The organism is Amycolatopsis sp. YIM 10 (genome assembly GCF_009429145.1).
GTDB lineage: Bacteria > Actinomycetota > Actinomycetes > Mycobacteriales > Pseudonocardiaceae > Amycolatopsis.
In genome coordinates this window covers 9,187,867-9,211,249 of record NZ_CP045480.1, presented here as the reverse complement: position 1 = coordinate 9,211,249, position 23,383 = coordinate 9,187,867, and the positions used below count along the sequence as shown (strand labels likewise).

Annotated in this window: 20 protein-coding genes; 14 read left to right on the top strand and 6 right to left on the bottom strand. The window is 70.9% G+C overall.

Annotation, left to right across the window (positions count from 1 at the left end; all coding sequences use genetic code 11):
• Nucleotides 1-2: 2 nt before the first annotated feature.
• From YIM_RS42640 to YIM_RS42630, 3 genes are read left to right on the top strand one after another with little or no spacing between them, the layout of a single operon-like run.
• Nucleotides 3-1,610, top strand: coding sequence for a TNT domain-containing protein (locus YIM_RS42640; RefSeq protein WP_153035765.1), 1,608 nt, complete (start codon nt 3-5; stop codon nt 1,608-1,610).
• Entirely contained in the window at nt 1,607-1,879 is a 273-nt protein-coding gene (locus YIM_RS42635) for a hypothetical protein (RefSeq protein ID WP_153035764.1), read from the top strand. Before YIM_RS42640 ends, YIM_RS42635 begins: the two co-directional genes overlap by 4 nt.
• 57 nt (nt 1,880-1,936) lie before the next feature.
• The gene (locus YIM_RS42630; protein WP_153035762.1) at nt 1,937-2,509 is read left to right on the top strand and encodes a GNAT family N-acetyltransferase; all 573 of its coding nucleotides are present in this window, start codon (nt 1,937-1,939) and stop codon (nt 2,507-2,509) included.
• Here YIM_RS42630 and hisN read toward each other — a convergent pair.
• Nucleotides 2,506-3,288 (bottom strand): histidinol-phosphatase, encoded by a 783-nt coding sequence (gene hisN / locus YIM_RS42625; RefSeq protein WP_370468923.1) that lies wholly within the window; start codon nt 3,286-3,288, stop codon nt 2,506-2,508. The genes YIM_RS42630 and hisN overlap by 4 nt on opposite strands.
• Nucleotides 3,289-3,330: 42 nt before the next feature.
• Here hisN and YIM_RS42620 point away from each other — a divergent pair, with 42 nt between their 5' ends.
• Nucleotides 3,331-4,032 carry a response regulator transcription factor gene (locus YIM_RS42620; RefSeq protein ID WP_153035760.1) on the top strand — a complete coding sequence of 234 codons (702 nt, stop codon included), beginning with the start codon at nt 3,331-3,333 and terminating at the stop codon, nt 4,030-4,032.
• A 13-nt stretch (nt 4,033-4,045) separates the two neighbouring features.
• Nucleotides 4,046-5,332, top strand: coding sequence for an ATP-binding protein (locus tag YIM_RS42615; RefSeq protein WP_153035758.1), 1,287 nt, complete (start codon nt 4,046-4,048; stop codon nt 5,330-5,332).
• Here YIM_RS42615 and YIM_RS42610 read toward each other — a convergent pair whose 3' ends face one another.
• From YIM_RS42610 to YIM_RS42600, 3 genes are read right to left on the bottom strand one after another with little or no spacing between them, the layout of a single operon-like run.
• The gene (locus YIM_RS42610) at nt 5,333-5,902 is read right to left on the bottom strand and encodes a GtrA family protein (RefSeq protein ID WP_153035757.1); all 570 of its coding nucleotides are present in this window, start codon (nt 5,900-5,902) and stop codon (nt 5,333-5,335) included.
• 27 nt (nt 5,903-5,929) lie between these two features.
• Nucleotides 5,930-6,445 carry a GtrA family protein gene (locus tag YIM_RS42605; protein ID WP_194239934.1) on the bottom strand — a complete coding sequence of 172 codons (516 nt, stop codon included), beginning with the start codon at nt 6,443-6,445 and terminating at the stop codon, nt 5,930-5,932.
• Nucleotides 6,446-6,491: 46 nt separating this feature from the next.
• A complete protein-coding gene (locus tag YIM_RS42600; protein WP_194239933.1) occupies nt 6,492-8,747 on the bottom strand; it encodes a sigma-70 family RNA polymerase sigma factor in 2,256 nt (751 codons plus the stop codon).
• Between the two features lie 185 nt (nt 8,748-8,932).
• Here YIM_RS42600 and YIM_RS42595 point away from each other — a divergent pair, with 185 nt between their 5' ends.
• The 6 genes from YIM_RS42595 (at nt 8,933) to YIM_RS42570 (ending at nt 15,958) form a co-directional block, all read left to right on the top strand.
• On the top strand, nt 8,933-9,757 hold the full coding sequence (locus tag YIM_RS42595) for a GGDEF domain-containing protein (RefSeq protein WP_228005084.1): 825 nt from the start codon (nt 8,933-8,935) through the stop codon (nt 9,755-9,757).
• A gap of 50 nt (nt 9,758-9,807) precedes the next feature.
• Nucleotides 9,808-11,178: a glycosyltransferase 87 family protein gene (locus tag YIM_RS42590; protein WP_153035754.1), complete on the top strand. Its 1,371-nt coding sequence runs from the start codon at nt 9,808-9,810 to the stop codon at nt 11,176-11,178.
• Nucleotides 11,153-12,322, top strand: coding sequence for a glycosyltransferase 87 family protein (locus YIM_RS42585; RefSeq protein WP_153035753.1), 1,170 nt, complete (start codon nt 11,153-11,155; stop codon nt 12,320-12,322). The genes YIM_RS42590 and YIM_RS42585 overlap by 26 nt, the downstream gene beginning before the upstream one ends.
• A gap of 12 nt (nt 12,323-12,334) precedes the next feature.
• Complete coding sequence (locus YIM_RS42580) at nt 12,335-13,519, top strand: 5-(carboxyamino)imidazole ribonucleotide synthase (RefSeq protein WP_153035752.1); 1,185 nt, start codon at nt 12,335-12,337, stop codon at nt 13,517-13,519.
• Nucleotides 13,520-13,724: 205 nt separating this feature from the next.
• Nucleotides 13,725-14,222, top strand: coding sequence for a 5-(carboxyamino)imidazole ribonucleotide mutase (purE, locus tag YIM_RS42575; RefSeq protein ID WP_153035751.1), 498 nt, complete (start codon nt 13,725-13,727; stop codon nt 14,220-14,222).
• Between the two features lie 26 nt (nt 14,223-14,248).
• Nucleotides 14,249-15,958 (top strand): acyl-CoA dehydrogenase, encoded by a 1,710-nt coding sequence (locus YIM_RS42570; RefSeq protein WP_153035750.1) that lies wholly within the window; start codon nt 14,249-14,251, stop codon nt 15,956-15,958.
• Nucleotides 15,959-15,965: 7 nt separating this feature from the next.
• Here the strand turns inward: YIM_RS42570 and YIM_RS42565 are convergent, their stop codons facing one another.
• Nucleotides 15,966-17,627: a class I adenylate-forming enzyme family protein gene (locus YIM_RS42565; protein ID WP_153035749.1), complete on the bottom strand. Its 1,662-nt coding sequence runs from the start codon at nt 17,625-17,627 to the stop codon at nt 15,966-15,968.
• A gap of 102 nt (nt 17,628-17,729) precedes the next feature.
• Between YIM_RS42565 and YIM_RS42560 the strand changes: the two genes are divergently transcribed.
• Nucleotides 17,730-18,893 (top strand): acyl-CoA dehydrogenase family protein, encoded by a 1,164-nt coding sequence (locus YIM_RS42560; protein WP_153035748.1) that lies wholly within the window; start codon nt 17,730-17,732, stop codon nt 18,891-18,893.
• A 298-nt stretch (nt 18,894-19,191) separates the two neighbouring features.
• Here the strand turns inward: YIM_RS42560 and YIM_RS42555 are convergent, their stop codons facing one another.
• Complete coding sequence (locus tag YIM_RS42555) at nt 19,192-20,454, bottom strand: helix-turn-helix domain-containing protein (protein ID WP_153035747.1); 1,263 nt, start codon at nt 20,452-20,454, stop codon at nt 19,192-19,194.
• A 409-nt stretch (nt 20,455-20,863) separates the two neighbouring features.
• Here YIM_RS42555 and YIM_RS42550 point away from each other — a divergent pair, with 409 nt between their 5' ends.
• Both YIM_RS42550 and YIM_RS42545 read left to right on the top strand, forming a co-directional pair.
• Nucleotides 20,864-22,396 carry an alpha/beta fold hydrolase gene (locus tag YIM_RS42550; protein WP_194239931.1) on the top strand — a complete coding sequence of 511 codons (1,533 nt, stop codon included), beginning with the start codon at nt 20,864-20,866 and terminating at the stop codon, nt 22,394-22,396.
• Complete coding sequence (locus YIM_RS42545; RefSeq protein ID WP_153035745.1) at nt 22,393-23,319, top strand: R2-like ligand-binding oxidase; 927 nt, start codon at nt 22,393-22,395, stop codon at nt 23,317-23,319. Before YIM_RS42550 ends, YIM_RS42545 begins: the two co-directional genes overlap by 4 nt.
• Nucleotides 23,320-23,383 lie beyond the last annotated feature (64 nt).

Genomic DNA, 23,383 nt, shown 5'->3' with positions numbered 1-23,383 from the left:
GAATGGGCATCGAGCTTCCCGGCGAGCTGGCCGAGGTGGCCGCGGCGGTCGGACTCGAGTGGCCGCAGGCGGACGAGGACGCCCTGCTGGAGCAAGCCGGGGCGTGGCGCGAGGCGGAGCGGCAGTTGTCCGCGCTGGCGTCCGAAGCGGACGTGGTCGCCAGCGAAGCGCTGACCGCGCTGTCCGGGGAGGCGGGTGAACTCGCGCGCCGGGCGTGGGCCGGGTTCGCCGACGCGGACACCGGGCAGCTGGTCGCGGCGGCCCGCGGGGCCGGGCAGGCCGCGCTGCGGCTGGAGCACGCCGCCGCCGAGGTCGGCGCGGCGAAGGTGGAAATGGTGCGCCAGCTGGTCGACGCCGCCAAGAACCGGGACGCCGCACTGGCCGCGGCCGACGCCGGGCACCCGGCGGCGGCGCTCGGCGTGGACACCGTGCTGACCGGGCTGGCGGCCAATCTCGGCGCCGTGTCGGACCGGCTGACCACGGTGATCGGCCCCGGGGGCGAAGGTTCGGCGCCCGCCACCGAGCTGGTCGACCCGAATCCGGGCGCGCACCTGCGCACCCCGCTTTCCCTGCCGGTTCTGTCCGAAGTGGACGGTCTGGCCGACGTGGACGAGGTGGGTGCGATGGGTACCGGGCCGATCGCGCTGCCGCCCGGCGAATACCAGGGACTGCTGCCGCAGGGCGGGTTCGACGACGTGCCGACGCCCCCGTCCGGGCTGGCGGCGGCGATGAAGACCGGGCCGATCGGGCCGCTGCCGGTGTCGGGCACCACCGCGGCCGGGTTCTCCGACGCGGCCCCGCCGCAACAGGTACTGCCGCAGCAAGCTGCCCCGCCGCAACAGGTACTGCCCCAGCAGGCCGCCCCGCCACAGCAGGTACTGCCCCAGCAGGCCGCGCCCCTCCAGCAGGTCGTGCCGCCACCCCAGCAGCCGGCGCCACCCGCGCAGCCGTACTACCCGCCCGCATACGCGCCCCAGCAGTACGCGCCGCCGCCACCGGGCGGCTACCAGTGGGGTGGCCCCCGGCCACCGCACCAGCCACCGCAGCAGCAGTTCCAGCCGCCACCGCAGCTCGGCACGCCGCGCCAGGAACGCGAGAGCATCGTCGCGTTGTTCCTGGTGCACATGTTCCCGATCGGGCACCTGCCGGTCGCCTCCGACCGCCCGGCCCGCCAGCTTCCCCTGCCCGCACGGGGTTTCCCGCCGCACGACCACCCCGAGTCGCACCTGATCGACACCGCCGAGGCCCTCGCCGGGGTGCGCGCGGGCCGGTGGCGGATGGCCGGGCCGTCCGGTGAACCACCCGCGCTCGACCCGGTGGTCGGCGAAATCGAGGACTGGCAGCCCGGCGATCCGGTGGTGCTGGCCGAAGGCACGCTCGTCGACCGCTTCGGGCCGGTCGAAGGGCGCATCTTCGCCGCCGACGGCACGCCGTACGGCAAGCGTTCGCTGCCGATGGCGTACTTCGACACCGGCTACCGGCGCTACCGCGTGCGCCGAGCGCTGCCGATGTGGGCGAGCGGCGAGCGCTACCGGGCGATCTACTCGGCCGACGAACTGGTCACCCTCGGCTATCTCGCCGACATCACGTTCGAAAGGGATGAGGCGTGAACACCGACTCGATCACCCGCTGGCTGGACTCGCTCGGCGTGCCGTCCGAGGTCGTCTCGATCGGCGCCGAGGCGGACAACGCCTGGTGCCTGCTGCGGGTCGAGGAGCCGGAACCGGCGTGGGAGGTGTTCTGGCGCGAGCAGGGCAACCGGTACGACTGGGCGCGGTTCACCAACGAGCAGGTGGCCTGCCACTACCTGTTCGGCAGGCTGGCCTGGGCGCAGGTGGCGCGGGGCGCGGTGGGCGTGCTCCCGGGAGCACGCACCTAGCGGGCCCGGACTTAAATCGCTCGCTTGTTCGAGCTTGCCGGTGTCACGCTTCTGCCCATGACAACGTGGGAAATCAGGCGCGAAGGTGAGCTGGGGCGGGCGGAGCACGCCGAGCTCGCGACCATGCTCCGGGCGGCGTATCCCGATTTCCCGTCGGCGTTCTCCGGCGAGCTGACCTGGTACGGGTCACGGCCGGAGGCACGGGTGATCGGCCGCGAGGGTGATCGGGTGATCGCGCACGCGGGAGTGCTGCGGCGGTTCGTCCGGGTGACCGAGGGCGGTGAACCGCTGGAGGTGCTGGTCGGCAACGTCGGGCTGGTCGCGGTGCACCCCGAGTTCCGGGGCCGCGGCATCGGCCGTGAGCTGGGCACCCGGGTCACGTCGCTGCTCGGTGAGCTGGCCGTGCCGTTCGGGCTGCTGATGTGCGGCGAGGACTCGGTGGGTTACTACGAAGCGCTCGGCTGGTCGCGGCTGCCCGAGGTGCACGTGCGGTACCTCGACTTCGAGCAGCGCGATCCGTACCGGGTGATCGACGAGCAGTGCGCGACCACGATGGTGCTGCCGGTCCGGGTCCCACTACGGGCCTGGCCGACGGTGGACCGCCTGGACTGGGCGGGAAGCCAGGTCTAGCGCTCCAGGATCCCCAAAGCCGCGTCGTGGAGGAGGCCGTTCGAGGACAGGGCCGAGCCCTGGTCGTAACGCGGCCGTCCGGACAGATCGCTGAACCGGCCGCCCGCCTCGGTGACCAGCACCTGCGCGGCGGCCACGTCCCACGGGTTCACCACGGCCTCGGCGGCCAGGTCGATGGCGCCCTCGGCGACCAGGCAGTGCTGCCAGAAGTCGCCGAAGGCGCGGTTCTCCCAGCACGCGTCGGTGAGCGCGAGGTACGCCTCGCGGGAGTGGTACTCGACCCAGGAACCGAGGTGCGTGGTGGACAGGTAGGCGTCTTCGAGGGAGGACACCTTCGACACGGAGATCCGGCGCTGCCCGGCGGCGTCTCGGACCCAGGCGCCCGAGCCGGTCGCGGCCTGCCAGCGTCGGCCCAGCAGCGGGGCGCTGACCAGGCCGACCACCGGTTCACCGTCCTCCACCAGCGCGATCAGCGTGGCCCACACGGGCAGGCCGCGCAGGAAGTTCTTGGTGCCGTCGATCGGGTCGAGCACCCAGGTGCGGCCGGTCGGGCCCGTCTCGCCGCCGCGTTCCTCACCGGCCACGGCGTCGTCCGGGCGGGCGACGGCCAGCAGCGCGCGGATGGCGTCCTCGACCGCGGTGTCCGCGTCGGTCACCGGGGTGCGGTCGGGCTTGCGGTCCACGCGCAGATCGAGCGCGCCGAAGCGCGCGGTGGTGATGGCGTCGGCGGCGTCCGCCAGCCGGGCGGCGAGCGCCAGGTCCTCGGTGAAGCGCGGCATGATCACGATCCTTCCACGGGGCGTACCCGTAGAGTTGCTCAGGTGAGCACGGTTCTGCTGGCTGAGGACGATCCCGCGATCGCGGATCCGCTGTCGCGCGCGTTGCAGCGCGAGGGGTACACGGTGAAGGTGGTCGGTGACGGTCCATCCGTGCTCGACTGCACCGCCGCCGACCGGGTCGACCTGCTGGTGCTCGACCTCGGTCTGCCCGGCATGGACGGGCTGGAGGTGTGCCGCCGCCTGCGGGCCAGCGGCACCGAGCTGCCGGTGCTGATGCTCACCGCGCGCACCGACGAGGTCGACTTCGTGGTCGGCCTCGACGCCGGTGCCGACGACTACGTGGCCAAGCCGTTCCGGCTGGCCGAGCTGCTCGCCCGCATCCGCGCGCTGCTGCGCCGCCGGGCGCCGGACGCGCTGGAAGCCGGTGGCGTGCGCATGGACCTCGGCGCGCGAATGGTCACTGTGGACGGTCGCGAGGTGCAGCTGGCGAACAAGGAGTTCGAGCTGCTGCGGGTGCTGATGAGCCGGGCCGGGCAGGTGGTCAGCCGCGAGGAGATCCTCGCCGAGGTGTGGAACGACCTGGAGTCCAAGACCTCCAAGACGCTGGACATGCACATGTCCTGGCTGCGCCGGAAGCTGACCATCGCCGGGGAGGACGGGTTGTCGCGGCCGGGCAAGCCGAACGACGCCGAGCGCCGGATCGCCACCGTGCGCGGGGTCGGCTTCCGCTTCAACGCCGAATAGGCCGGGGCCGCCCGTGCGCCGTCGCATCCTGCTCGCCATCCTGCTGGCCGTCGCGGTCACCGGGGCGGCGCTCGGCATCCCGCTCGGGGTGACCGCGTGGCTGCTGGTGGACAACCTGAACGGCGAGGACCTGGCGGCGCGGGCGCAGGTCATCGCGGCCACCATCGACGACGACATCGCCGCCAGCCGCACGCTCGAACTGGACAAGCTGCGGGCCGGTGTGCCGCCGGACGGCCGCCTCATCGTGCGGCAGCGCAACGAGGCGGACAGGTTCTACGGCGTCGACCCCGGCAGTGATCCGGTGACCGTGACCGTGCCGATCGCCCGCGAGGGCACGGTCACCCTGGAGAGCCCGTCCGGCCCGCTGCGGACCACGCAGACGCAGGTCACGCTGGCCGTGGTGCTGCTGGTGGTGCTGTCGGTGGGCATCGGCACGGTGGTCGCCACGGTCACCGCGCGGCGGCTCGCGAAGCCGTTGCGGCACGTCGCCGATCGCGCGGCACGCCTGGGCGGCGGCGACTTCCGGCCCGATTCGAAGCGGTACGGCGTCGGCGAGCTGGACATGGTCGCCGAGGCGCTGGACTCCTCGGCCACCGCGCTCGCCCAGCTGGTGCAGCGGGAACGGCAGCTGGTCGGGGACGTGTCGCACCAGCTGCGCAGCCGCCTGACCGCGTTGCAACTGCGGCTGGAGTCGCTCACCCTGTCCGACGATCCCGAGGTCGTCGACGACGCCCGCGCCGCCCAGGAGCAGGCCGACCGGCTGGCCGAAGCGCTCGACGAGCTGCTCGAAGCGGCCCGCGCGGCGAGCGAGGTCGGCGCCGAGCCGATGGACCTGCCCGCCGAGCTGCCCGGCATCGCCGAGGAATGGCAGCAGACGCTGAAGGCCGAGGGGCGCAACCTGCGGCTGCGCGTGGCCGAGGGCCTGATGGCCAGGGCGACGCCGAGCCGGTTGCGCGAGGTGATCGGGGTGCTGCTGGACAACGCGCTGCGGCACGGATCCGGCACGGTCACCCTGGCCGCGCGACGCGGCGACGCCGACGGCACGGTGGTCGTCGAGGTGCACGACACCGGGGCCGGCGTGCCGGACGAACTGGCGCCGCACATCTTCGAACGCGGGTTCTCCGGCGGCGGCTCCACCGGTGTCGGGCTGGCGCTGGCCAGGGCGCTCGCCGAAGCCGACGGCGGCAGGCTGGAACTCTCGGTCAAGCGACCGGCGACGTTCAGCCTGTTCCTGCGTGTCCCGCGCCCGGCCGACGCGGTCGCGGCGATGAACTGGCCGGTGGAGCGGACCCCGCGCTGATCAGCGGGCGGGGAACTCGTGGACCTCGGCGCCTTCGTTGTTGCCATCACTGTCGTCGGTGTCGTCGCCATCCCGGCGGCGGTGGCCCAGCTCGTCCGGGAACACCCACTTCTTGAAGCCCCAGAACCGGAAGACCATCGCCAGCAGCATGCCGATGATCGAGCCGCTGGTGAAGTCGGCGATCTCCTGCGCCCAGAACGGCACGTGCGGCACTTCGAGGTCGAGCACGTATCTGGAGGCGTACAGCGGGATCAGGTTCACCACGATCGCCACGCCGCTGATCAGGAAGAACAGCGCGGCTTCGTGATGGCGTTCGCGGCCACCCCTGGTGCGGAACGACCACTCGCTGTTGAGCACGTACGACACGATCGTCGCGACGATGATCGCGACGGCCTTGGCCGTGGTCGGCTTGGACTCCAGCACGGTCAGCTTGAGCAGGTACCAGACTCCGTTGTCGACCAGGAAGGTGGTGCCGCCGACGATCGCGAACTTCAGCAGCTCCCGGTGCTTGATCAGGATCGGGCGCAGCGGTTTCGGGACGCGACTGAGCACCGTCTCGACAATGGTCACGGTTCGAAGTGTACGTAGCGTGCTTCCTCAGGCGGCCCGGTCCTGGGGAATCGCCGGGTCCGGCCGGGTCCGCCGCCGCGTGCGCTCGCGGGCCCCGGCCAGCGGGAAGACCCACTTCTTCATCGCCCACCAGCGGAAGACGGTGCCGAGCAGGGTGCCGATGATCATTCCGCTGAGGAAGTCGGCCACCTCCTGGGTGAACAGCGTGACGGTCGGCACGCGCAGGTCGAACACGTACCGTGAGATCCCGAGCGGCAGCGCGTTGAGGCCGAGGCTGATCCCGCTGATCAGGAAGAAGAGCGCGGCTTCGTGGTGGCGTCGCCGCCCGCCTCTGGTGCGGAAGGACCATTCGCTGCTGAGCACGTAGGACACGATCGTCGCGACCAGCACCGCGATGCCCTGCGCGGTCACCGGGTGCGCGGTGAGCACGGTGAACTTCAGCGCGTAGTTGACCGCCAGGGTCAACACGAAGCACACCCCGCCGACCAGCGCGAATCGCACCAGTTCCCGGTGCCGGGCCAGCAGCAGCCTCAATTTCCCCATAGTGCCGGGCACGCTATCGAACCGGGGGAACCCGGCCCCACCGGCCTCAGAGGAACGGCAGATCCCAGCGCGGTCCCGGGGTGAGTGCCGGCGGGGCAGGCGGCTGCGGCGGTGCCGGTGGCTGGGGCTTGGGCTCCGGTTCCGGCTCGGGTGACGGTTCGGCAGGCTCGCTGGACGGCGGCGTGCTCGGCGGTGTCGACGGCTCGCTGCTCGGCGGGGTGGTCGTCGGCTTCGACGGCGGGGTGGACGACGGCGGGGTCGGCGTCACCGACGAGGACGGCGGGTGGCACTTGCGGCCCCAGCAGTCGAAGTGCACCGTCTGGGACTCGACGTCCTTGCCCAGTTTCGCGGTCACCGTGACCGTGACGTCCTTGCTCGGCTGCTTGTCCAGCAGCACCCAGATGTGCAGCCGGTCACCGGGGTTCATCGCCTTCTTGCTGGCGCAGTTCGTGGTGCCGCCCTCGGTGGTGCACGTCGCGCGGTAGGTCCCGAGGATCAGCTTCGCCGGGCTGTTGACGGTCACCGTCGCCGGCTTGATGGTCGGGCCGGCGTTGTGCAGGCTGATGTGCAGCACCGGGTGCCGCGCCCACGGGAAGGTCGAGGTCCACGCCTGGCTGACGGTCAGCTTCACGTCGTCCTTCGCGGCCGCGACCGGCACCTTCACCGTCACCGGCACCGTCGTGCCCGACGACACCGAGCCGGTGACCTGGCTCTCGTCCGCCGTGCCGTCGGCGACCAGCCGGAAGGTCAGCACCGCCTGCTGGCCCGGCTGCAACCCGGTGCCCGTTGTGCAGGTCACCGTGCCCGAGCCGCTCGGGCAGTTCACCTGGAGCGGCGGCGGCGGTTCGGCCGAAGGCTGCTGGGCACGCGCGGCGCCACCACCCCCACCGGGGATCTGCGCCGCGCTCACGCCCGGCGGCAGGTTCAGCGTGACGGTCACCGGCTCCGACACCGAGCCACCGGTGTTGTTCACGGTGAACGGAACGTCCACCGGATCCCCTCCCGGGGTGAGTTCGAGGCTCGCCGGCGGCGGGGTGGTGACGATGTTCGACGGCTCCGGCGCGGGTGGTTCCGGCTCGGGCGCCGAAGGCGGGGGCTCGGGGGCGGGTTCCGGCTCGGGCGCCGGTTCCGGTGCGGGCTCGGGCGCGGGTTCGGGTTCCGGTGCGGGAGCGGGCGGCACCACCGGCGGCACCACCGGCGCGGGCGGTTGCGGCTGCGGTTGCGGTTGCGGTTGCGGCGGTGCCACGGCCGCGGGCGGCGCCGGCGGCTGCTCCAGCGCGGCCGGGATCTGCTGCCCACCACCCGAGGCCAGCGCGGCGGCGACCGCGGCCGCCACCGCCACCCCGGACACGGCGACCCCGATGAACTGCCGGGGCCCCGACGCGGCCAGGTTCGCCATCGCGCCACCGCCGCCACCCGAGGAGGCACCGGCACCAGCCCCGGCACCGGCGGCCGCGGCACCGGCCGCCGCCGCTCCCGCGGTCGCCGCGGAGGCCTTGGTCGCGCCGGCCGCCGCCAGGTAGGCGAACACCGCGCCACCCAGCACCAGCGGGGCGACCACGGCACGCAACGCACCGTTGACGTCGGCGAGTTCGGCGGCCAGCGCCGAGCAGCGCTCACATTCGTCGAGATGGGTTTCGACCTGCGCGCGTTCGCGCTTGGACAACCCGTCACGGGTCCAGGCGCCGAGCCGGTCGGCGGTCGCGCGGCAGCGTTCCGCCGAGGTCTCGGCCAGGTGGACCTGCAGGTAGGCCTGCCGCAGGCCCTCGCGGGCGCGGTAGGCCAGCGCGGAGACGCCGTTCGCGGTGAGCCCGAGCAGCGGCGCGACCTCGGCCGGTGTCTGCTGCTCGATCTCGGTGTGCCAGAGCACCGCCTGCCAGCGCTCGGGCAGCCGCGCGAAGGCCTTCGCGGCCATCGTGCGCTCCAGCCCGGCCACCGCGGTGTCGGAGAACTGCACGGTCAGCGCGTCGGCGCCGACGGTGCTCATGTCCTCGTTGAGGTCGACCTTCTTGTCCTTGCGCGTCTTGTCGTACGCGGTGTGGCGCAGCGCGGTCAGCAGGTAGGCGCGGAAGGCGGTGTCCGGGCCCTTGCCCGCCCGCAGCGTGTCCAGCACCTTGGCGAAGGCCTCGGAGACCAGGTCGTCGGCTTCGGCGGGCGACCGCGAGAGCTGCCTCGCCAGGTTGTACGCGGCGTTGACGTGCCGTTCGTACAGCTGCCCGTACGCGGAAATCGTGCCCGTGCGCACCGAAGCGATCAGTTCGGCATCGCTCTGGCCGCTGACGTCAGCGGGTACGGTGGCCACGGCCCTCCCCTTCACAACCGGTGGCGCTGCCCTCGCGCCGCGACCAGTGTGACTGAGGCACTCGTGAACGTCACGCCATGGGTCGGCCGGACAACCGGATTGGTCGAACCGCGTCACGCGGGGCACCCCGTCGCGTCCCATTCCCGTCGAACCCCCATGACGAAGGGAACCCTGCGGTGACGGATGTGCTCGGCTGGCCGCCCAAGGCCACCAGCTCAGGCGCGCTCGGTGCCGACAGCCGCTCGCTGCGTGATCGCTGGCGCACCGCCAGCCTGGCCGCCGGCTGGCGGTTCCCGAGCGACTGGGCGCTGCCGGAGGTCGACGTCCTCTGCGCGGCGGTGGTCGGCGGCACGCCGCCCGAGGTGGCGCTCGCCGGACTGGGCCGCGCCCGCGCGGCCGCCGGTGCCGGGCTAGCCGAGACGCTGGCCGATCTCGCCGCCCTGCACGCGGTGCTCGCCCAGCCGGACTGCGCCGAAGGGCTGGTCGTGCCGAACGTGGACGCCACCCCGTCGAACCTGCTGCGGGTGACCGCGGTGGCCTGGGCCGACGTCGCGCTCGACCAGCTCGCCAAGGCCGAGGTGACCGACCCGCTGACCAGCCTGCCGACCGCCGCCTACCTGCGGACCCGGCTGGCCGAGGTGTACCGCGAAGCCGCGCGCCGCGGTGAGCCCGCCTCGATGGACCACATGCTGCTCGTGGTCACCATGGACTTCTCGGCGCTGGCCGGCTGGCCGAGGCTGACCGGCATGATCCTGGTCGCCGACGCGGTCCGGCAGGTGTTCGACGGCGGCGAGAGCGTGGCCGCGCTCGGCCCGTCGACGGTGGCGGTGCTGCTGCGCCGCGACGGCGGCATCGCCCAGCGCGGGGTGCTGCTGCGCCGGGAACTGCACGAACGGCTGAGCGTGGACGCCCAGTTGCACCAGGCCGGTGATCCGCGGATCCGGGTGCTGCGGCTGCCCGGCACCCACGACGGGGCCTGCGAGCTGCTCGGCTCGCTGGGTCGCGCGTGATCGCCAGACCTGGCTGACCTGCGGGGGCGGCCCCGTGATTTGCTGGTCGGGTGACCCAGCACGCGCCGCCCGCCACCGACGGCGAGTCCACTCCACCGGCCCGCCACCCCCGGCTGGCCCTGCGCACCTCGCTCGCCAGGCTGTCCGTCCGGCCCCGCTCGATCCTGCTGCTGGCCGCCGTGCCGCTGATCGCGATCGCCGCCGGGGTGCTCGGCTGGCTGCTGGACTGGCGGCTCGGCGTGGACAGCGCGGTCTACCGGGCCGGGGCGCTGACCCTGCTCAACGGTGACCCGCTCTACGACTCGAACACGCTGAGCACCGAGCCGTGGTGGGCGCTGCTGCCGTTCACCTATCCGCCGACCGCCGCGTTGTTCTTCGTGCCGCTGGCGATCATGCCGATCCAGGTCGCCTGGGGCGTGCTGACCGCGATCTCGATCCTGGCGATGGCGCTGTGCGTGCGCATCGCGATCGGCTCGCTGCCGCGGCCCGAGCCGGACGCCCCGCGCTGGTGGGCCTCCCCGGCCCGCGCCACGCTGGTCTTCTCGGTGGTGCTGCTGGCGCTGGAGCCGGTCTGGCGGACCGTCTTCCTCGGGCAGATCAACCTGATCCTGATGGCGTTGATCATGCTGGACGTGCTGGTGATCTCGGCGCGTGGTTCGCGCTGGGGCGGGGTGCTGGTCGGGGTGGCGGCGGCGGTGAAGCTGACGCCGTTGATCTTCATCCCGCACCTGCTGTTCACCGGTCGCTGGAAGGATGCCCTGCGCGCGCTCGGTACCTTCGTCCTGCTCCAGGGCCTGATGTTCGTGCTGGTCCCGCACGACGCCTGGCGGTACTGGTCGCACACGCTGCCGGACACCGGCCGCATCGGCCCGCTGCACTGGGCGGGGAACCAGTCGATCAACGGCCTGGTCAACCGCCTCACCGATCTCGCGCCGTGGGCGTCGATGGCGAGCTACGGGCTGGCGGCGGCGCTGGCCGCGCCCGCGGTGTGGCTGATGCTGCGGTTCCACCGTCGCGGGCAGCACCTGGCCGCGCTGCTGGTCACCGCGTTCTGGGTCCTGCTCGCCTCGCCGGTTTCCTGGTCGCACCACTGGGTCTGGGCGGTGCCGCTGATCGTGCTGCTGGTCTCGCGGCTGCCGCGGACCACCCCGGCCGCGGCCTGGCGCCGCTGGGCCGTCGCACTCGGTGTCACCGGCATCTTCCTCAGCTGCGTCCTGCTGATCCTGCCGAACGGGCGCAACATCGAGCTGCACTGGGAGTTCTGGCAGTTCGTGCTGGGCAGCGCCTACATCCTGGTGCCGTTCCTGCTGGCGCTGCTGCTGCTCGTGCGCTGGCTGGTCTTCCGGCGCCGGGGCGCGGACGAACCGTCGGACCCCGTCTCGGCATCGGAAGAACATGTCGACGTTACGTCTGCGCGCTGACCTCAAGTGGTGGCCCGCCGGTGCGCTGGCGGGCGTGGCGCTGGCCGTCGGCGTCGCGGCCTGGTTGCTGAACTGGCACCTCGGTGCGGACAGCGCGGTCTACCGGGCCGGCGCGCTGACCATGCTCAAGGGCGAGCCGCTCTACATCCGTGAGCACCTGACCACGCTGCCGCCGTGGGTGCGGTTGCCCTTCACCTATCCACCGGCGGCCGCGCTGCTGTTCTCGCCGCTGGTGCTGGTCCCGCCGGGTCTGGTCTGGGGGGTGATCGGCGCGCTGTCCGTGCTCGGGCTGGCCGCCGTGGTGAAGATCAGCCTGCGGTCCTCGGGCTGGGTGGTTGGCCGGCCCGCGGTGGCCGGGCTGACCGTGGCCGCGTTCGCGCTGGAGCCGGTCTGGAAGACGGTGTTCCTCGGGCAGATCAACCTGATCCTGATGGCGTTGATCATGCTGGACGTGCTGGTGATCTCGGCGCGTGGTTCGCGCTGGGGCGGGGTGCTGGTCGGGGTGGCGGCGGCGGTGAAGCTGACGCCGTTGATCTTCATCCCGCACCTGCTGTTCACCGGTCGCTGGAAGGACGCGCTGCGCGCGCTCGGTACCTTCGCCCTGCTCCAGGCGCTGATGTTCGCGGTGATGCCGACGGACGCGGTGCGTTACTGGACCGAGGCGGCTTCGGACGCCGAACGCATCGGCGCCACGCACTGGATCTTCAACCAGTCGCTGAACGGCATGCTCGGGCGGGCCACCGAGGTGGCGCCGTGGGGCATGCCGGTGGCGCTGGCGATCGGCGCGCTGCTGGCGGTGCCCGCGGTGTTCCTGGTGGTGCGGTACCACCGGCGCGGCGAGGCACTGGCCGCGGTGCTGGTGACCGCGTTCTTCGCGCTGCTGGTCTCGCCGGTTTCCTGGACGCACCACTGGGTCTGGGCGGTGCCGCTGGTCGTGCTGCTGCTGGCGCAGCGCCGGTACTGGCTCGCCGCCGGGGTGGTGGCGCCGCTGGCGGGCTGCCTGATCATGCTGGTGCCGAACGGCGGCACCACCGAATTCGGCTGGGGCCCGGTGGAGGTCGTGCTGGGCAACGCGTACGTGCTCGTCACCGCGGTCGTGTTGGTCGTGCTGGCCGCGCGCGAACTGCGGCGGCCGTCGAATTAGGGTAGGCGCATCATGGACAAACGAACCGGACTGCCGATCGTCGGCATGGTGGGCGGCGGCCAGCTGGCGCGGATGACGCACCAGGCGGCGATCGCGCTCGGCCAGTCGTTGCGGGTACTGGCCGCCGACGAGAACGACTCGGCCGGCCTGGTCGCCGGGCAGGTGGTGCTCGGGCAGCACACCGACCTGGACAAGCTGCGCGAGTTCGCGTCCACAGTGGACGTGCTCACCTTCGACCACGAGCACGTGCCCGGTGAGCACCTGCAGACGCTGACCTACGAGGGCGTGGTGGTCCGGCCGGGCCCGGACGCGCTGCTGCACGCGCAGGACAAGCTGGTCATGCGCGAGCGCCTGAAGTCCACCGGCATTCCCGGGCCCGCCTTCGCCCGGGTGTCCGATGTGGACGACGTGGTGGCGTTCGGTGCCGCGTACTCCTGGCCGGTGGTGCTCAAGGCGGCGCGCGGTGGCTACGACGGCCGCGGCGTGTGGATGCTCGACTCCGCCGAGGAGGCCGCGAAGCTGGTGCCGGAACTGCTCGAAGCGGGCACCCCGCTGTTGGTGGAGCAGAAGGTCGCGATGCGCCGGGAGCTGGCCGCGCTGGTGGCGCGCTCGCCGTTCGGGCAGGGCGCGGCCTGGCCGGTGGTGGAAACCGTGCAGCGCGACGGGATCAACACCGAGGTGCTCGCGCCGGCGCCGGGGCTGAGCCAGGAGAAGTGGCAGCAGGCACAGGACCTGGCGCTGCGGGTGGCCGCCGATCTCGAAGTGGTCGGCGTGCTGGCGGTCGAGCTGTTCGAGACCGACGAGGGCCTGCTGGTCAACGAACTCGCCATGCGCCCGCACAACTCCGGCCACTGGACCATGGACGGCGCGCGGACCTCGCAGTTCGAGCAGCACCTGCGCGCGGTGCTCGACTACCCGCTCGGCACCACCGAGTTGCTGGCACCGCACTGCGTGATGGCGAACGTGCTCGGTGCGCCGGAGGCCCCGCGGATGGGGCCGGACGAGCGCGTGCACCACCTGTTCGCGCGCTACCCCGACGCCAAGGTGCACCTCTACGGCAAGGGCGAGCGGCCGGGACGCAAGCTCGGGCACGTCAACCTGCTCGGCGACGACCTGGACGACCTGCGCCATCGCGCGAAACTGGCCGCGCACTGGCTTTCCCACGCCGAGTGGCTCGACGGCCACGAGATTCACTAGAGAGAGTTTGAGCGTGGTTTGCGTGGCGGTGCGGGTGGCGGGTTCTCAGGCGTCTTCTCGCTCCGGGATCTTCACCTCATGAATAACCGATTCACCACGGTGAAGCTGTCCTCGCGAGAAGACCCCTGAGAACCCGCCGCGGTGCGAGCCGGCGGCCCACAGCAAGCGGCTCCGCCGCTTGGGAAACGATGAGGAGATCCGCGAAATGTCTGCCGTTGTCGGCCTGATCATGGGCAGTGACTCGGACTGGCCGGTGCTCGAAGCCGCCGCGAAGGCGCTCGACGAGTTCGAGGTGCCCTACGAGGTGGGCGTGTACTCCGCCCACCGCACCCCGCGGCGGATGATGGACTACGCCGAATCGGCCGCCGACCGCGGGCTGAAGGTGATCATCGCCGGTGCCGGTGGCGCGGCGCACCTGCCCGGCATGGTGGCCTCGGCCACGGTGCTGCCGGTGATCGGCGTGCCGGTCCCGCTGAAGTACCTCGACGGCCTGGACTCGCTGCTGTCGATCGTGCAGATGCCGGCGGGCATCCCGGTGGCCACGGTTTCGGTGGGCGGGGCGCGCAACGCGGGCCTGCTCGCGGTGCGCATGCTGGCCGCGAACGACGAGGGGCTGCGGGCGCGGATGGTCCGCTTCCAGGCCGACCTGGAGCAGCTCGTGCTGGACAAGGACGCGGCACTGCGGGACCGGCTTGGCTCCTAGCCCGGTCTTTGTTACTGTCCAGTAACATGGAGCTGCTGAACCCGCGTACGTACGACCCCGCGCACTTCGATGCCGAGACCCGGCGCATCCTGCGGGCCACCATCGACTGGTTCGAGTCGCGTGGCAAAACGGCGTTGATGACCGACTACCACGCGCAGACCTGGTACGCGGAGTTCCTGGAGTTCGTCGCCAAGGAGCGCGTGTTCGCCACCCTGCTCACCCCGTCGGGTGATGCGGACGGTGACGAGAACAAGCGCTGGGACACCAGCCGCGTCGCCGCGATGTCCGAGCTGCTCGGCTTCTACGGGCTGAACTACTGGTACACCTGGCAGGTCACCATTCTCGGCCTCGGCCCGGTGTGGCAGAGCGAGAACCGGGCGGCCCGCGCGCACGCGGCCGCGCTGCTGGAGTCCGGTGGCGTGCTCGCGTTCGGACTGTCCGAAAAGGAGCACGGCGCGGACATCTACGCCACCGACATGGTGCTCACCCCGGACGGTGACGGGTTCCGCGCCACCGGCGGCAAGTACTACATCGGCAACGGCAACGTGGCGGGCGTGGTCTCGGTGTTCGGCCGCCGCGCCGACGTCGATGGGCCGGAGGGGTACGTCTTCTTCACCGCGAACAGCGCGCACCCGAACTACCACCTGATCAAGAACGTGGTGCCCTCGCAGATGTACGTCAGCGAGTTCCGGCTGGAGGACTACCCGGTGCGGGCCGAGGACGTGCTGCACACCGGCCCCGCCGCCTTCGACGCCGCGCTGAACACGGTCAACGTCGGCAAGTTCAACCTGGGCTTCGGCGCGATCGGCATCTGCACGCACGCGCTGTACGAGGCGGTCACGCACGCGCACGGGCGGCTGCTCTACGGCAACCGCGTCACCGAATTCCCGCACGTGCGCCGCGAACTGGTCGACGCCTACGCGCGGCTGACCGCGATGAAGCTCTTCGCCGACCGCGCGATCGACTACTTCCGCACGGCCGGGCCCGAGGACCGGCGGTACCTGCTGTTCAACCCGATCACCAAGATGAAGGTGACCACCGAGGGCGAGCGGGTGATCGACCTGCTCTGGGACGTCATCGCGGCGAAGGGCTTCGAGAAGGACACGTACTTCTCGGCCGCTTCGCGTGACATCCGCGGCCTGCCGAAGCTCGAAGGCACGGTCGCGGTGAACCTGGCGCTGGTGCTGAAGTTCATGCCGGCGTACCTGTTCAACCCCGCTTCGTACGAGTCCGTGCCCACGCGCCAGGACGCCGCGGACGACGAGTTCCTGTTCCGCCAGGGGCCGGCCCGTGGCCTCGGGAAGATCCGCTTCCACGACTGGCGTGAGCCTTACTCGCACTATGCGGAAGTGCCGAATGTCGCCCTTTTCCGTTCGCAGGCCGAGGCTTTCTGCACGCTGCTGACCACGGCCGCGCCGGACGAGGCGCAGCAGAAGGACCTGGACTTCCTGCTCACCCTCGGCGAGCTGTTCACGCTGATCGTCTACGGGCAGCTGGTGCTGGAGCAGGCGCGGATCGTCGACCTGGAAGCGGACACCATCGACCAGATCTTCGACGTGCTGGTGCGGGACTTCTCGCGCTTCGCCACGGAACTGCACGGCCGCGCCTCCTCGACGGAGGCGCAGCAGGAATGGGCGCTGTCCCAGGTGCGCAAGCCGGCCGGGGACGGTTCACGATCGGCGCGCATCTGGTCCACCGTCGAATCACTGGCGGGCACCTACACCATGCGCCCGTAGCGCGACATCACGGCAATTGGTCCCGCAGCTTCCGCTTCAGGATCTTCCCGGCGCCCGAGATCGGCAGCTTGTCCACGAAGTGCAGCTCCCGCAGTCGTTTGTACGGCAGCACGAGGTCGTTCACCGTCGCCATCAGGTCGGCGGCGGTGGCGTCGGCGTGCCCCGGCGCGCGCACCACGAAGGCGACCGGAAGTTCCCCGGCGGCCTCGTCCGGCCGCCCCACCACGGCCGCCGCGGCGACCGCGGGCTGCGACGCCAGCAGTTCCTCCAGCTCCCGCGGGTAGACGTTGTACCCCTTGTACAGCAGCAGATCCTTCTTGCGGTCCACAATGGACAGATAACCGTCCTCGTCGACCACGCCGATGTCGCCGGTGTGCAGCCAGCCGTCGACCAGCGCGGCGGCGGTCTCCTCCGGCCGGTTGTGGTACCCGGGCATCACCTGCGGCCCGCGCAGGCACACCTCACCGCGCGAACCCGTCGGCAGCGGTTCCTCCCCGCCCGCCGCGTCCACGATCTTCACCTCGGTGTCGGCCAGCGGCACCCCGACCGTGCCGGGCTTCCGCACCCCCGATCGGAACGCCGGCGCTGCGACCGCGCCCATGGTCACCTCGGTCAGCCCGTAGCCCTCGGCGATCACCGCGTTCGGCAGCCGCTCGCGCAGCACCTTGATCGTCGAAACCGGCAGCGGCGCGGCCCCGGAGGTGACCAGCCGCACCGACGTCAGATCGCGCGTCTGGAAGTCCGGCGCGGCCATCAGCGCGGCGAACAACGCGGGTGCGCCGCCCACCATGGTGACCCGCAGGCGCTCGGCGTCGGCGAGGTACGCGGCCGGGTCGAGCCGGTCGTGCAGGACCACGCTGTAGCCGGTGAGCACCGGCGCGTTCAGCGCGGCGATGATTCCCATGGCGTGGAACCAGGGGGTCAAATTGATGGCCACGCCGGTGCCCAGCGGCACCGGCCACTCCTCCGCCGAGCCGATCTGGTCGAGCACCAGATCGCCGTCGGTGTTGAGCGCGGGCACGGCCCCGTGGGACCACGAGCTGTACTGCAGCGTGTTCACCACGACGTGCCGGTGCGAGAGCCGGACGCCCTTGGACCGGCCGGTGGTGCCGCCCGTGTAGGCCAGGTGCGCGAGGGACTCGCGGACGTCGATGTCGAGCGACGGGCGCTGGTCGCCCGCCTCGCGGTAGAAGGCGCCGAACTCGACCGCGCCGGGTGGCAGCTCGCCGATCGGGTTGGCCACCAGCACGATGCGCACCGCGGTGCGTTCGAGCACCCTGGTGAGCGTGCCGGAGGCCGCGCCGCAGGTCACGGCCACCACGGCGCCGCTGTCGGCCAGCTGCGCGGCCAGGTCTTCCGCGGGCAGAAGCGGGTTCGCCGGGGTGAACGCGGCGCCGGCGAGCAGCGTGCCGTAGTAGGCGATCGGGTACGACAGGCAGTTCGGCAGGTGGACGGCGACCACGTCGCCGGGGCCGATGCCGTGCGCGCCGAGCGCGTTGGCGAACCGGCACGCGGAGCGCCAGAGCTGCTCGTGGCTGAGCTGGGCGCCGCCCTGGCGGAAGGCGGTGCGCCCGCCGTAGCGGGCGGCCGAGCCGGCCAGGATCGAGCCGACGGGAACCTCGGGATAGTCCAGGGAGCGCGGGAGACCCGGGGGCGAGGTGATCGACATCACTGAACCGTACGAAGAGTGCGAGCGAGGACACAAGCTCCACGTTGTGAACGAGCGCTAACATTGACAGTTGATCCCGCCAACGGAGATGAGGTGGCACGAGTGACTGAGGGCGTCGGGCTGTACCGGCTCGCGGAAGAACACGAGGAGCTGCGTGCCGCCGTGCGGGCGCTCGCGGAGAAGGAGATCGCGCCGCACGCGGCCGATGTCGACGAGAACGAGCGGTACCCGGTCGAGGCCGCCGCCGCGCTCGTCCGGTCCGGGTTCAACGCGGTGCACATCCCCGAGGAGTACGAGGGCCAGGGCGCCGACGCGATCGCCGCCTGCATCGTGATCGAGGAGATCGCCAGGGTCGACGCGTCGGCCTCGCTGATCCCCGCGGTGAACAAGCTGGGCACCCAGCCGATCCTGCTGTCGGCCTCGGAGCAGTTGAAGAAGAACGTGCTGCCGTCGATCGCCTCCGGTGACGCCTCGGCGTCGTACGCGCTGTCCGAGCGCGAGGCGGGTTCGGACACGGCCTCGATGCGCACGCGGGCCCGGCTGGAGGGTGACACCTGGGTGCTCAACGGCACCAAGGCGTGGATCACCAACGCCGGTGAGTCCACCTGGTACACCGTGATGGCGGTGACCGATCCAGAGGCGGAGAAGAAGGCCAGCGGCATTTCGGCGTTCGTCGTGCACAAGGACGACCCGGGCTTCTCGGTCGGGCCGAAGGAGCGGAAGCTCGGCATCAAGGGCTCGCCGACGCGCGAGATCTACTTCGAGAACTGCGTCATTCCCGAGGACCGCATCATCGGTGAGCCGGGGACCGGGCTGAAGACCGCACTGCGCACCCTCGACCACACCCGCCCGACGATCGGCGCGCAGGCGCTGGGCATCGCGCAGGGCGCGCTGGACGCGACGCTGGACTACGTGAAGGACCGGAAGCAGTTCGGCAAGTCGATCGCGGACTTCCAGGGCGTGCAGTTCATGCTGGCGGACATGGGCACCAAGATCGAGGCCGCCCGGCACCTGGTCTACGCCTCGGCCGCGGCTTCGGAGCGGGGTGACGCGCGGGCGGGGTTCATGGCGAGCGCGGCGAAGTCGTATGCGTCGGATATCGCCATGTCGGTGACCACGGATGCGGTGCAGTTGTTCGGTGGGGCTGGGTATACGCGCGATTTCCCGGTTGAGCGGATGATGCGGGACGCGAAGATCACGCAGATTTATGAGGGTACGAACCAGATTCAGCGCATGGTGATGGCTCGGGCGTTGTTGAAGGGCTGAGTGTGGGGGCCTGAATTTGGGGGCTGCCACCCCGGTTTTTTAGTGTGACTACGGCGAAGACCCCGATGTCAAGGCGGGAAAGATGCCTTGACATCGGGGTCTTCGCCGTGTTTTGGGCTTAGGACCGGGGATGGGGAGGGTTGGATGGTCTTGGGCTTGGGTTTGTCGCCAGGTGCGGGTTTGGTACCGGGGGTGGTGGTCTTGGGTTGGGTCTCGTCGCTGGGCGCCGGTTGGTGCCGGGGGTCTTGGGGTTGAGTTTCGTTGCTGGGCGCCGGCTTGGGGCCGGGCGGTGGTGACGTCATTGCGGCTGTGCGGCCGGGTTTTTGTGTAGCAGGCGGTGCGCTTCCAGCGAGAGCTGCATTTCGAAGCGGGCTTCCGGGTTGTTCAGGCGGTCTCCGAACAGTTCCGCCAGCTGGTTCAGCCGGTACCGGACGGTCTGCGGGTGGATGTCCAGCGCCTCCGCCACTTCCGGCGTGCTGCCCCGGAACTCCAGCCAAGCCAGCAGCGTGCTGCCCAGGCGAACCTGCTGCTTCGGGGTCAGTCCCGCCAGTGGGGCCAGCGCGCGTTTACCCAGCTGCCGCAACAGGAACTCGTCCGAGAGCAGCAGTAGCTTCGACAGGTGGTCAACGCTGCGCGTGATCGGCACGTCGGGCAGTACCTCGCGGTGGACCAGGTCCAGGGTTCGCCGGGCCCAGTGCAGGGAGGTCGCCGCTTCGGTCAGCGGGACGTGCGGGCCGGCGGCCGCGCGCCAGCCGTCCAGTTCGGACTGGAGGGTGGCCAGGTCCCGCGTCGGGTCCGGGGTCAGCAGATACGGTTGCGTGCCTTCGAGGTCCAGCAGCACATCCGCGTGCACGGCCGGGGTGTGCGGCCGGTCGATCCGCGCCTCCAGAGCCACCAGGGTGACCGCTTCCGGCACCGGCCATTCCGCGGCGGCCGCCATCGCGGTGATTGTCTGCGCCGAAGACGGTGGGGTGGCGAGGATCCGTTCGAGCAGCCGCTGCCGACGGCGCTCCAAAGTGCCCGCCGCGCGCGCCTGGGCCATTGTGTAACCCTCGACCGAATACGCCGAAATCTCGTCCACGAAAGCAAAAATCGCCTCGGCGCCGACGCAGAGCATGGACGCGGGCAGGCGCAGCTTCTGGCCGAACGCGGACACGTACCGCCACGCCGCCCGGCCGCCGACCCGGTAGGCCGACTGCAGCGAGTCGAGGCTGCGCCCGTCGTTGTACACCCGTCGGCCGATGCCGCGGAACAGATCGTCCCACTTCTGCTGCGCGGTGCCCCGGCCCTCGATGCTGTCGATGCAGTTCAGCACCGCGCGCTCGATACCGAGCGTGATCACCTTGCCGAACTGGCCCTCCAGCGGCTGGGCGTACTCGGGCACCGCCCGCTGGATCTCCTCGAGAATCGTCCTGGCCAGCTGGTCCGAGTGCGGCCGGAACCGCCTCGCCACCTCACCGGGCAGCGAGTACCAGAGGCTCTGCGAATGGCTGATCTGCCCGTCCGCCACCGGAACCGCCGGGACCTGCTGCCGCACCGCGTTGTCGCTTGCCGGGTGCATCCTTGCCCCCTTTGTGCTCGCAGTAGTTTTCCACGCTGATCACGTACCGCGCCTGGATTATGCACTCACGGTCAGAAGTGGTCTGGCAACCCTTGTGTCCGATGCCTCACGAGAACTTGTCAGCGGCCGAGTGCGGCGGCAACGATCTTTGTCCGTTTTTGCCAAACGCCACCCTTTCGGGGGTGCGGTAGTTGCGCTGTGTGGTCGTCTGCGCCGGGGTGAGCAAGCCCCGCCGAGAACTTGTACCGCGCGTGACAAGTGGGAAACGCACACCTTCTCGACGCTGATTGCCGACTGCTACCTTCCGATCTCCGAACGAGGTCCGGGGCCGGGAAGACATTCCGCCGGACGATTCCGTGAATCATATTCACCTTTTGCCGGGGAGGTTTTCGCGCGCATGGTCCGCGGGGTGAAATGGGGTGTCCACCGGCTGCTCGCCGTGGTGCTGCTGAGCGCGGTGGTGGCGGCTCCGGCGGCCGCCGCCGAGGGCTTCACCACCAGATTCGTCACCGTGCCCGCCGCCGACGGCGTCGGTCTCGGGGCGATGGTGCTGGAGCCGAGAGCGCCGGGCCCGCACCCGGTGGCCGTGCTGATCAGCGCGTGGGGCGGCGGCGCGACGCAGAACGTCATCCCGGCCAAGAACCTCGCCGACCGCGGCTACGCGGTGGTGGCCTATGGCGCGCGGGGATTCGGCGAATCCGGTGGTCAGGTCGAGGTCGCCGGCGCCGCCGACATCGCCGACGTGTCCACGGTGATCGACTGGGCGCTGGCGAACACCGCCGCCGACCCGGCGCGGATCGGTGTCGGCGGGGTGTCCTACGGCGCCGGGATCGGGCTGATCGCGGCCGGCGCCGACACCAGGATCAAGGCGGTCGCCTCGCTCAGCGGCTGGGCGGATCTGGCCGAGTCGCTGTCGCAGAACGAGACGCGGCACGGCCTGGCCGGGCTGGTGCTCTACCTGTCCGGAAAGGCCAACGGCGAACTCAGCGCCGAAACCGACGCCATGCTGACGAAGTTCCTCACCCCGCACCTCTCGGACGCCGATTCCGCGGCCATCATCGAATGGTCGAAACCGAGATCGCCGAGCACGCACCTGGACCGGATCAATGCCAACCATCCGGCCGTGCTCACGATTCAGACGTGGAGCGAAACGGTATTCCCACCGGACCAAATGGTCGAGCTGTACCAGAATCTGACCGGTCCGAAAAGGGCGGAATTCCTGCCCGGCGACCACGCTTCCGCGGAATCCGGCGGACTGCTCGGCCTGCCGAGCGAAACCTGGAATTCGGTGTACCGCTGGTTCGACGCCCACGTGGCAGGCAGCGACGACTCGATCACCCGCGAGAACCCGATCGTCACCAGGGCCCGTCCCGGAACGCAGGCGCCGGAAACCTTCCCTGACTGGACCTCGGCGGTCGGCAGCCCGTCGCGGTGGGAGTTGGCGCCCGCCGAGCTGACCACCGGGCGTGACACCCCGGCCAACGGTGGCGTGCCGCTGGCCACCTACAGCCTCGAAGCGCTGACCGGCGACCCGCCGACCGCCTTCCTGCCACTGGTGAGCAAGCGGGACGCGGCGATCTGGCAGCAGGCGCCGCTGGCCGCGCCGATGCGCATCCGCGGCGCGCTGACCGCGCAGCTCACCGCCACCCCGTCCACGCGCAACGGCACCGTGATCGCCTACGTGTACGACGTGGACCAGTTCGGCGTCGGCAGGCTGATCAACTACCTGCCCTACAGCTGGAAGAACGTCGAGCCCGGCAGTCCACTGAGGATGGATCTGGCGTTCTCGCCGACCGCATACACCGTGCCCGCCGGGCACCACCTCGCGCTGGTCGCCGACACCAAGGACCCGCTCTTCCTGGACTGGACCACCGAAGAGGGCAGGCTTGCCTTCTCCGCCCCGTCCTGGCTGGACATTCCGACGAAGGGATCGCAGGGATGACCGCGTTCACCACACTGCGCGCCGACGGCCTCACCTGGGACGCGCTGCCGTTGCGGTTGTTCGACAAGGGCAACGCCAAGTTCTGGAACCCGCGTGACCTCGACTTCGACACCGACGCCAAGGACTGGGCGGCGTTGTCCGACGAACAGCGCTTCGTCGCGACGATGCTGTGCGCGCAGTTCGCCGGCGGCGAGGAGTCCGTCACGCACGAGATCCAGCCGTTCATCGCCGCGATGCGTGCCGAGGGCCGGTTCGCCGACGAGCTGTACCTGACCCAGTTCTGCCTGGAAGAAGCCAAGCACACGCAGGTGTTCCGGCTCTGGCTGGACGCCGTCGGCGTGACCGAGGACCTGCACAGCCACGTCGAGAACAATCCGGGATACCGGGCGATCTTCTACGACGAGCTGCCCACCGCGCTCGGACGGCTGATCGACGACCCGAGCCCGGAGAACCAGGTCCGCGCCTCGGTGGTCTACAACCACGTCGTTGAAGGCGTGCTGGCGCTGACCGGTTACTACGTCTGGAACCGCGCGTGCCGGGCACACGGCATCCTGCCCGGGATGCAGCAGCTCATCCGGCACATCGGCGACGACGAACGCCGCCACATGGCCTGGGGCACCTTCACCTGCAGACGCCACGTCGCCGCCGACGACCGGAACTGGAATGTGGTTCAGGAACAGATGCAAGCACTGCTGCCACACGCGATCGCGCAGATCGAGTGGACCACGCGGCAGTTCGACGGCGACCCCTTCGACCTTCGGCTCGACGGGGTCATGGAATACGCGGCCGGGCACGCGATGCGGCGGCTGCGGGCGATCGAGGCAGCACGTGGCATGCCGGTGGACCGAATTGATCTCGACTACAGCCCGGAGCGACTGGAAGAGGAGTTCCGGTCCGAGGACGAACAGGCGCTCGGCGACTGAGCGGAGGCGGGTGCGGTGGTCAGCCGGGAGGTCGGCGAGGACGTCGCCGAGAGCACTGCGGTAC

What these genes read in the sequence shown, in the direction of transcription:
- YIM_RS42640 (WP_153035765.1), top strand. Translation starts at nt 3, where the DNA reads ATGGGCATCGAGCTTCCCGGCGAGCTGGCCGAGGTGGCCGCGGCGGTC.
- YIM_RS42630 (WP_153035762.1), top strand. Translation starts at nt 1,937, where the DNA reads ATGACAACGTGGGAAATCAGGCGCGAAGGTGAGCTGGGGCGGGCGGAG.
- hisN (WP_370468923.1), bottom strand. Translation starts at nt 3,288, where the DNA reads ATGCCGCGCTTCACCGAGGACCTGGCGCTCGCCGCCCGGCTGGCGGAC.
- YIM_RS42605 (WP_194239934.1), bottom strand. Translation starts at nt 6,445, where the DNA reads ATGGGGAAATTGAGGCTGCTGCTGGCCCGGCACCGGGAACTGGTGCGA.
- YIM_RS42585 (WP_153035753.1), top strand. Translation starts at nt 11,153, where the DNA reads ATGTCGACGTTACGTCTGCGCGCTGACCTCAAGTGGTGGCCCGCCGGT.
- YIM_RS42580 (WP_153035752.1), top strand. Translation starts at nt 12,335, where the DNA reads ATGGACAAACGAACCGGACTGCCGATCGTCGGCATGGTGGGCGGCGGC.
- purE (WP_153035751.1), top strand. Translation starts at nt 13,725, where the DNA reads ATGTCTGCCGTTGTCGGCCTGATCATGGGCAGTGACTCGGACTGGCCG.
- YIM_RS42570 (WP_153035750.1), top strand. Translation starts at nt 14,249, where the DNA reads ATGGAGCTGCTGAACCCGCGTACGTACGACCCCGCGCACTTCGATGCC.
- YIM_RS42565 (WP_153035749.1), bottom strand. Translation starts at nt 17,627, where the DNA reads ATGTCGATCACCTCGCCCCCGGGTCTCCCGCGCTCCCTGGACTATCCC.
- YIM_RS42555 (WP_153035747.1), bottom strand. Translation starts at nt 20,454, where the DNA reads ATGCACCCGGCAAGCGACAACGCGGTGCGGCAGCAGGTCCCGGCGGTT.
- YIM_RS42545 (WP_153035745.1), top strand. Translation starts at nt 22,393, where the DNA reads ATGACCGCGTTCACCACACTGCGCGCCGACGGCCTCACCTGGGACGCG.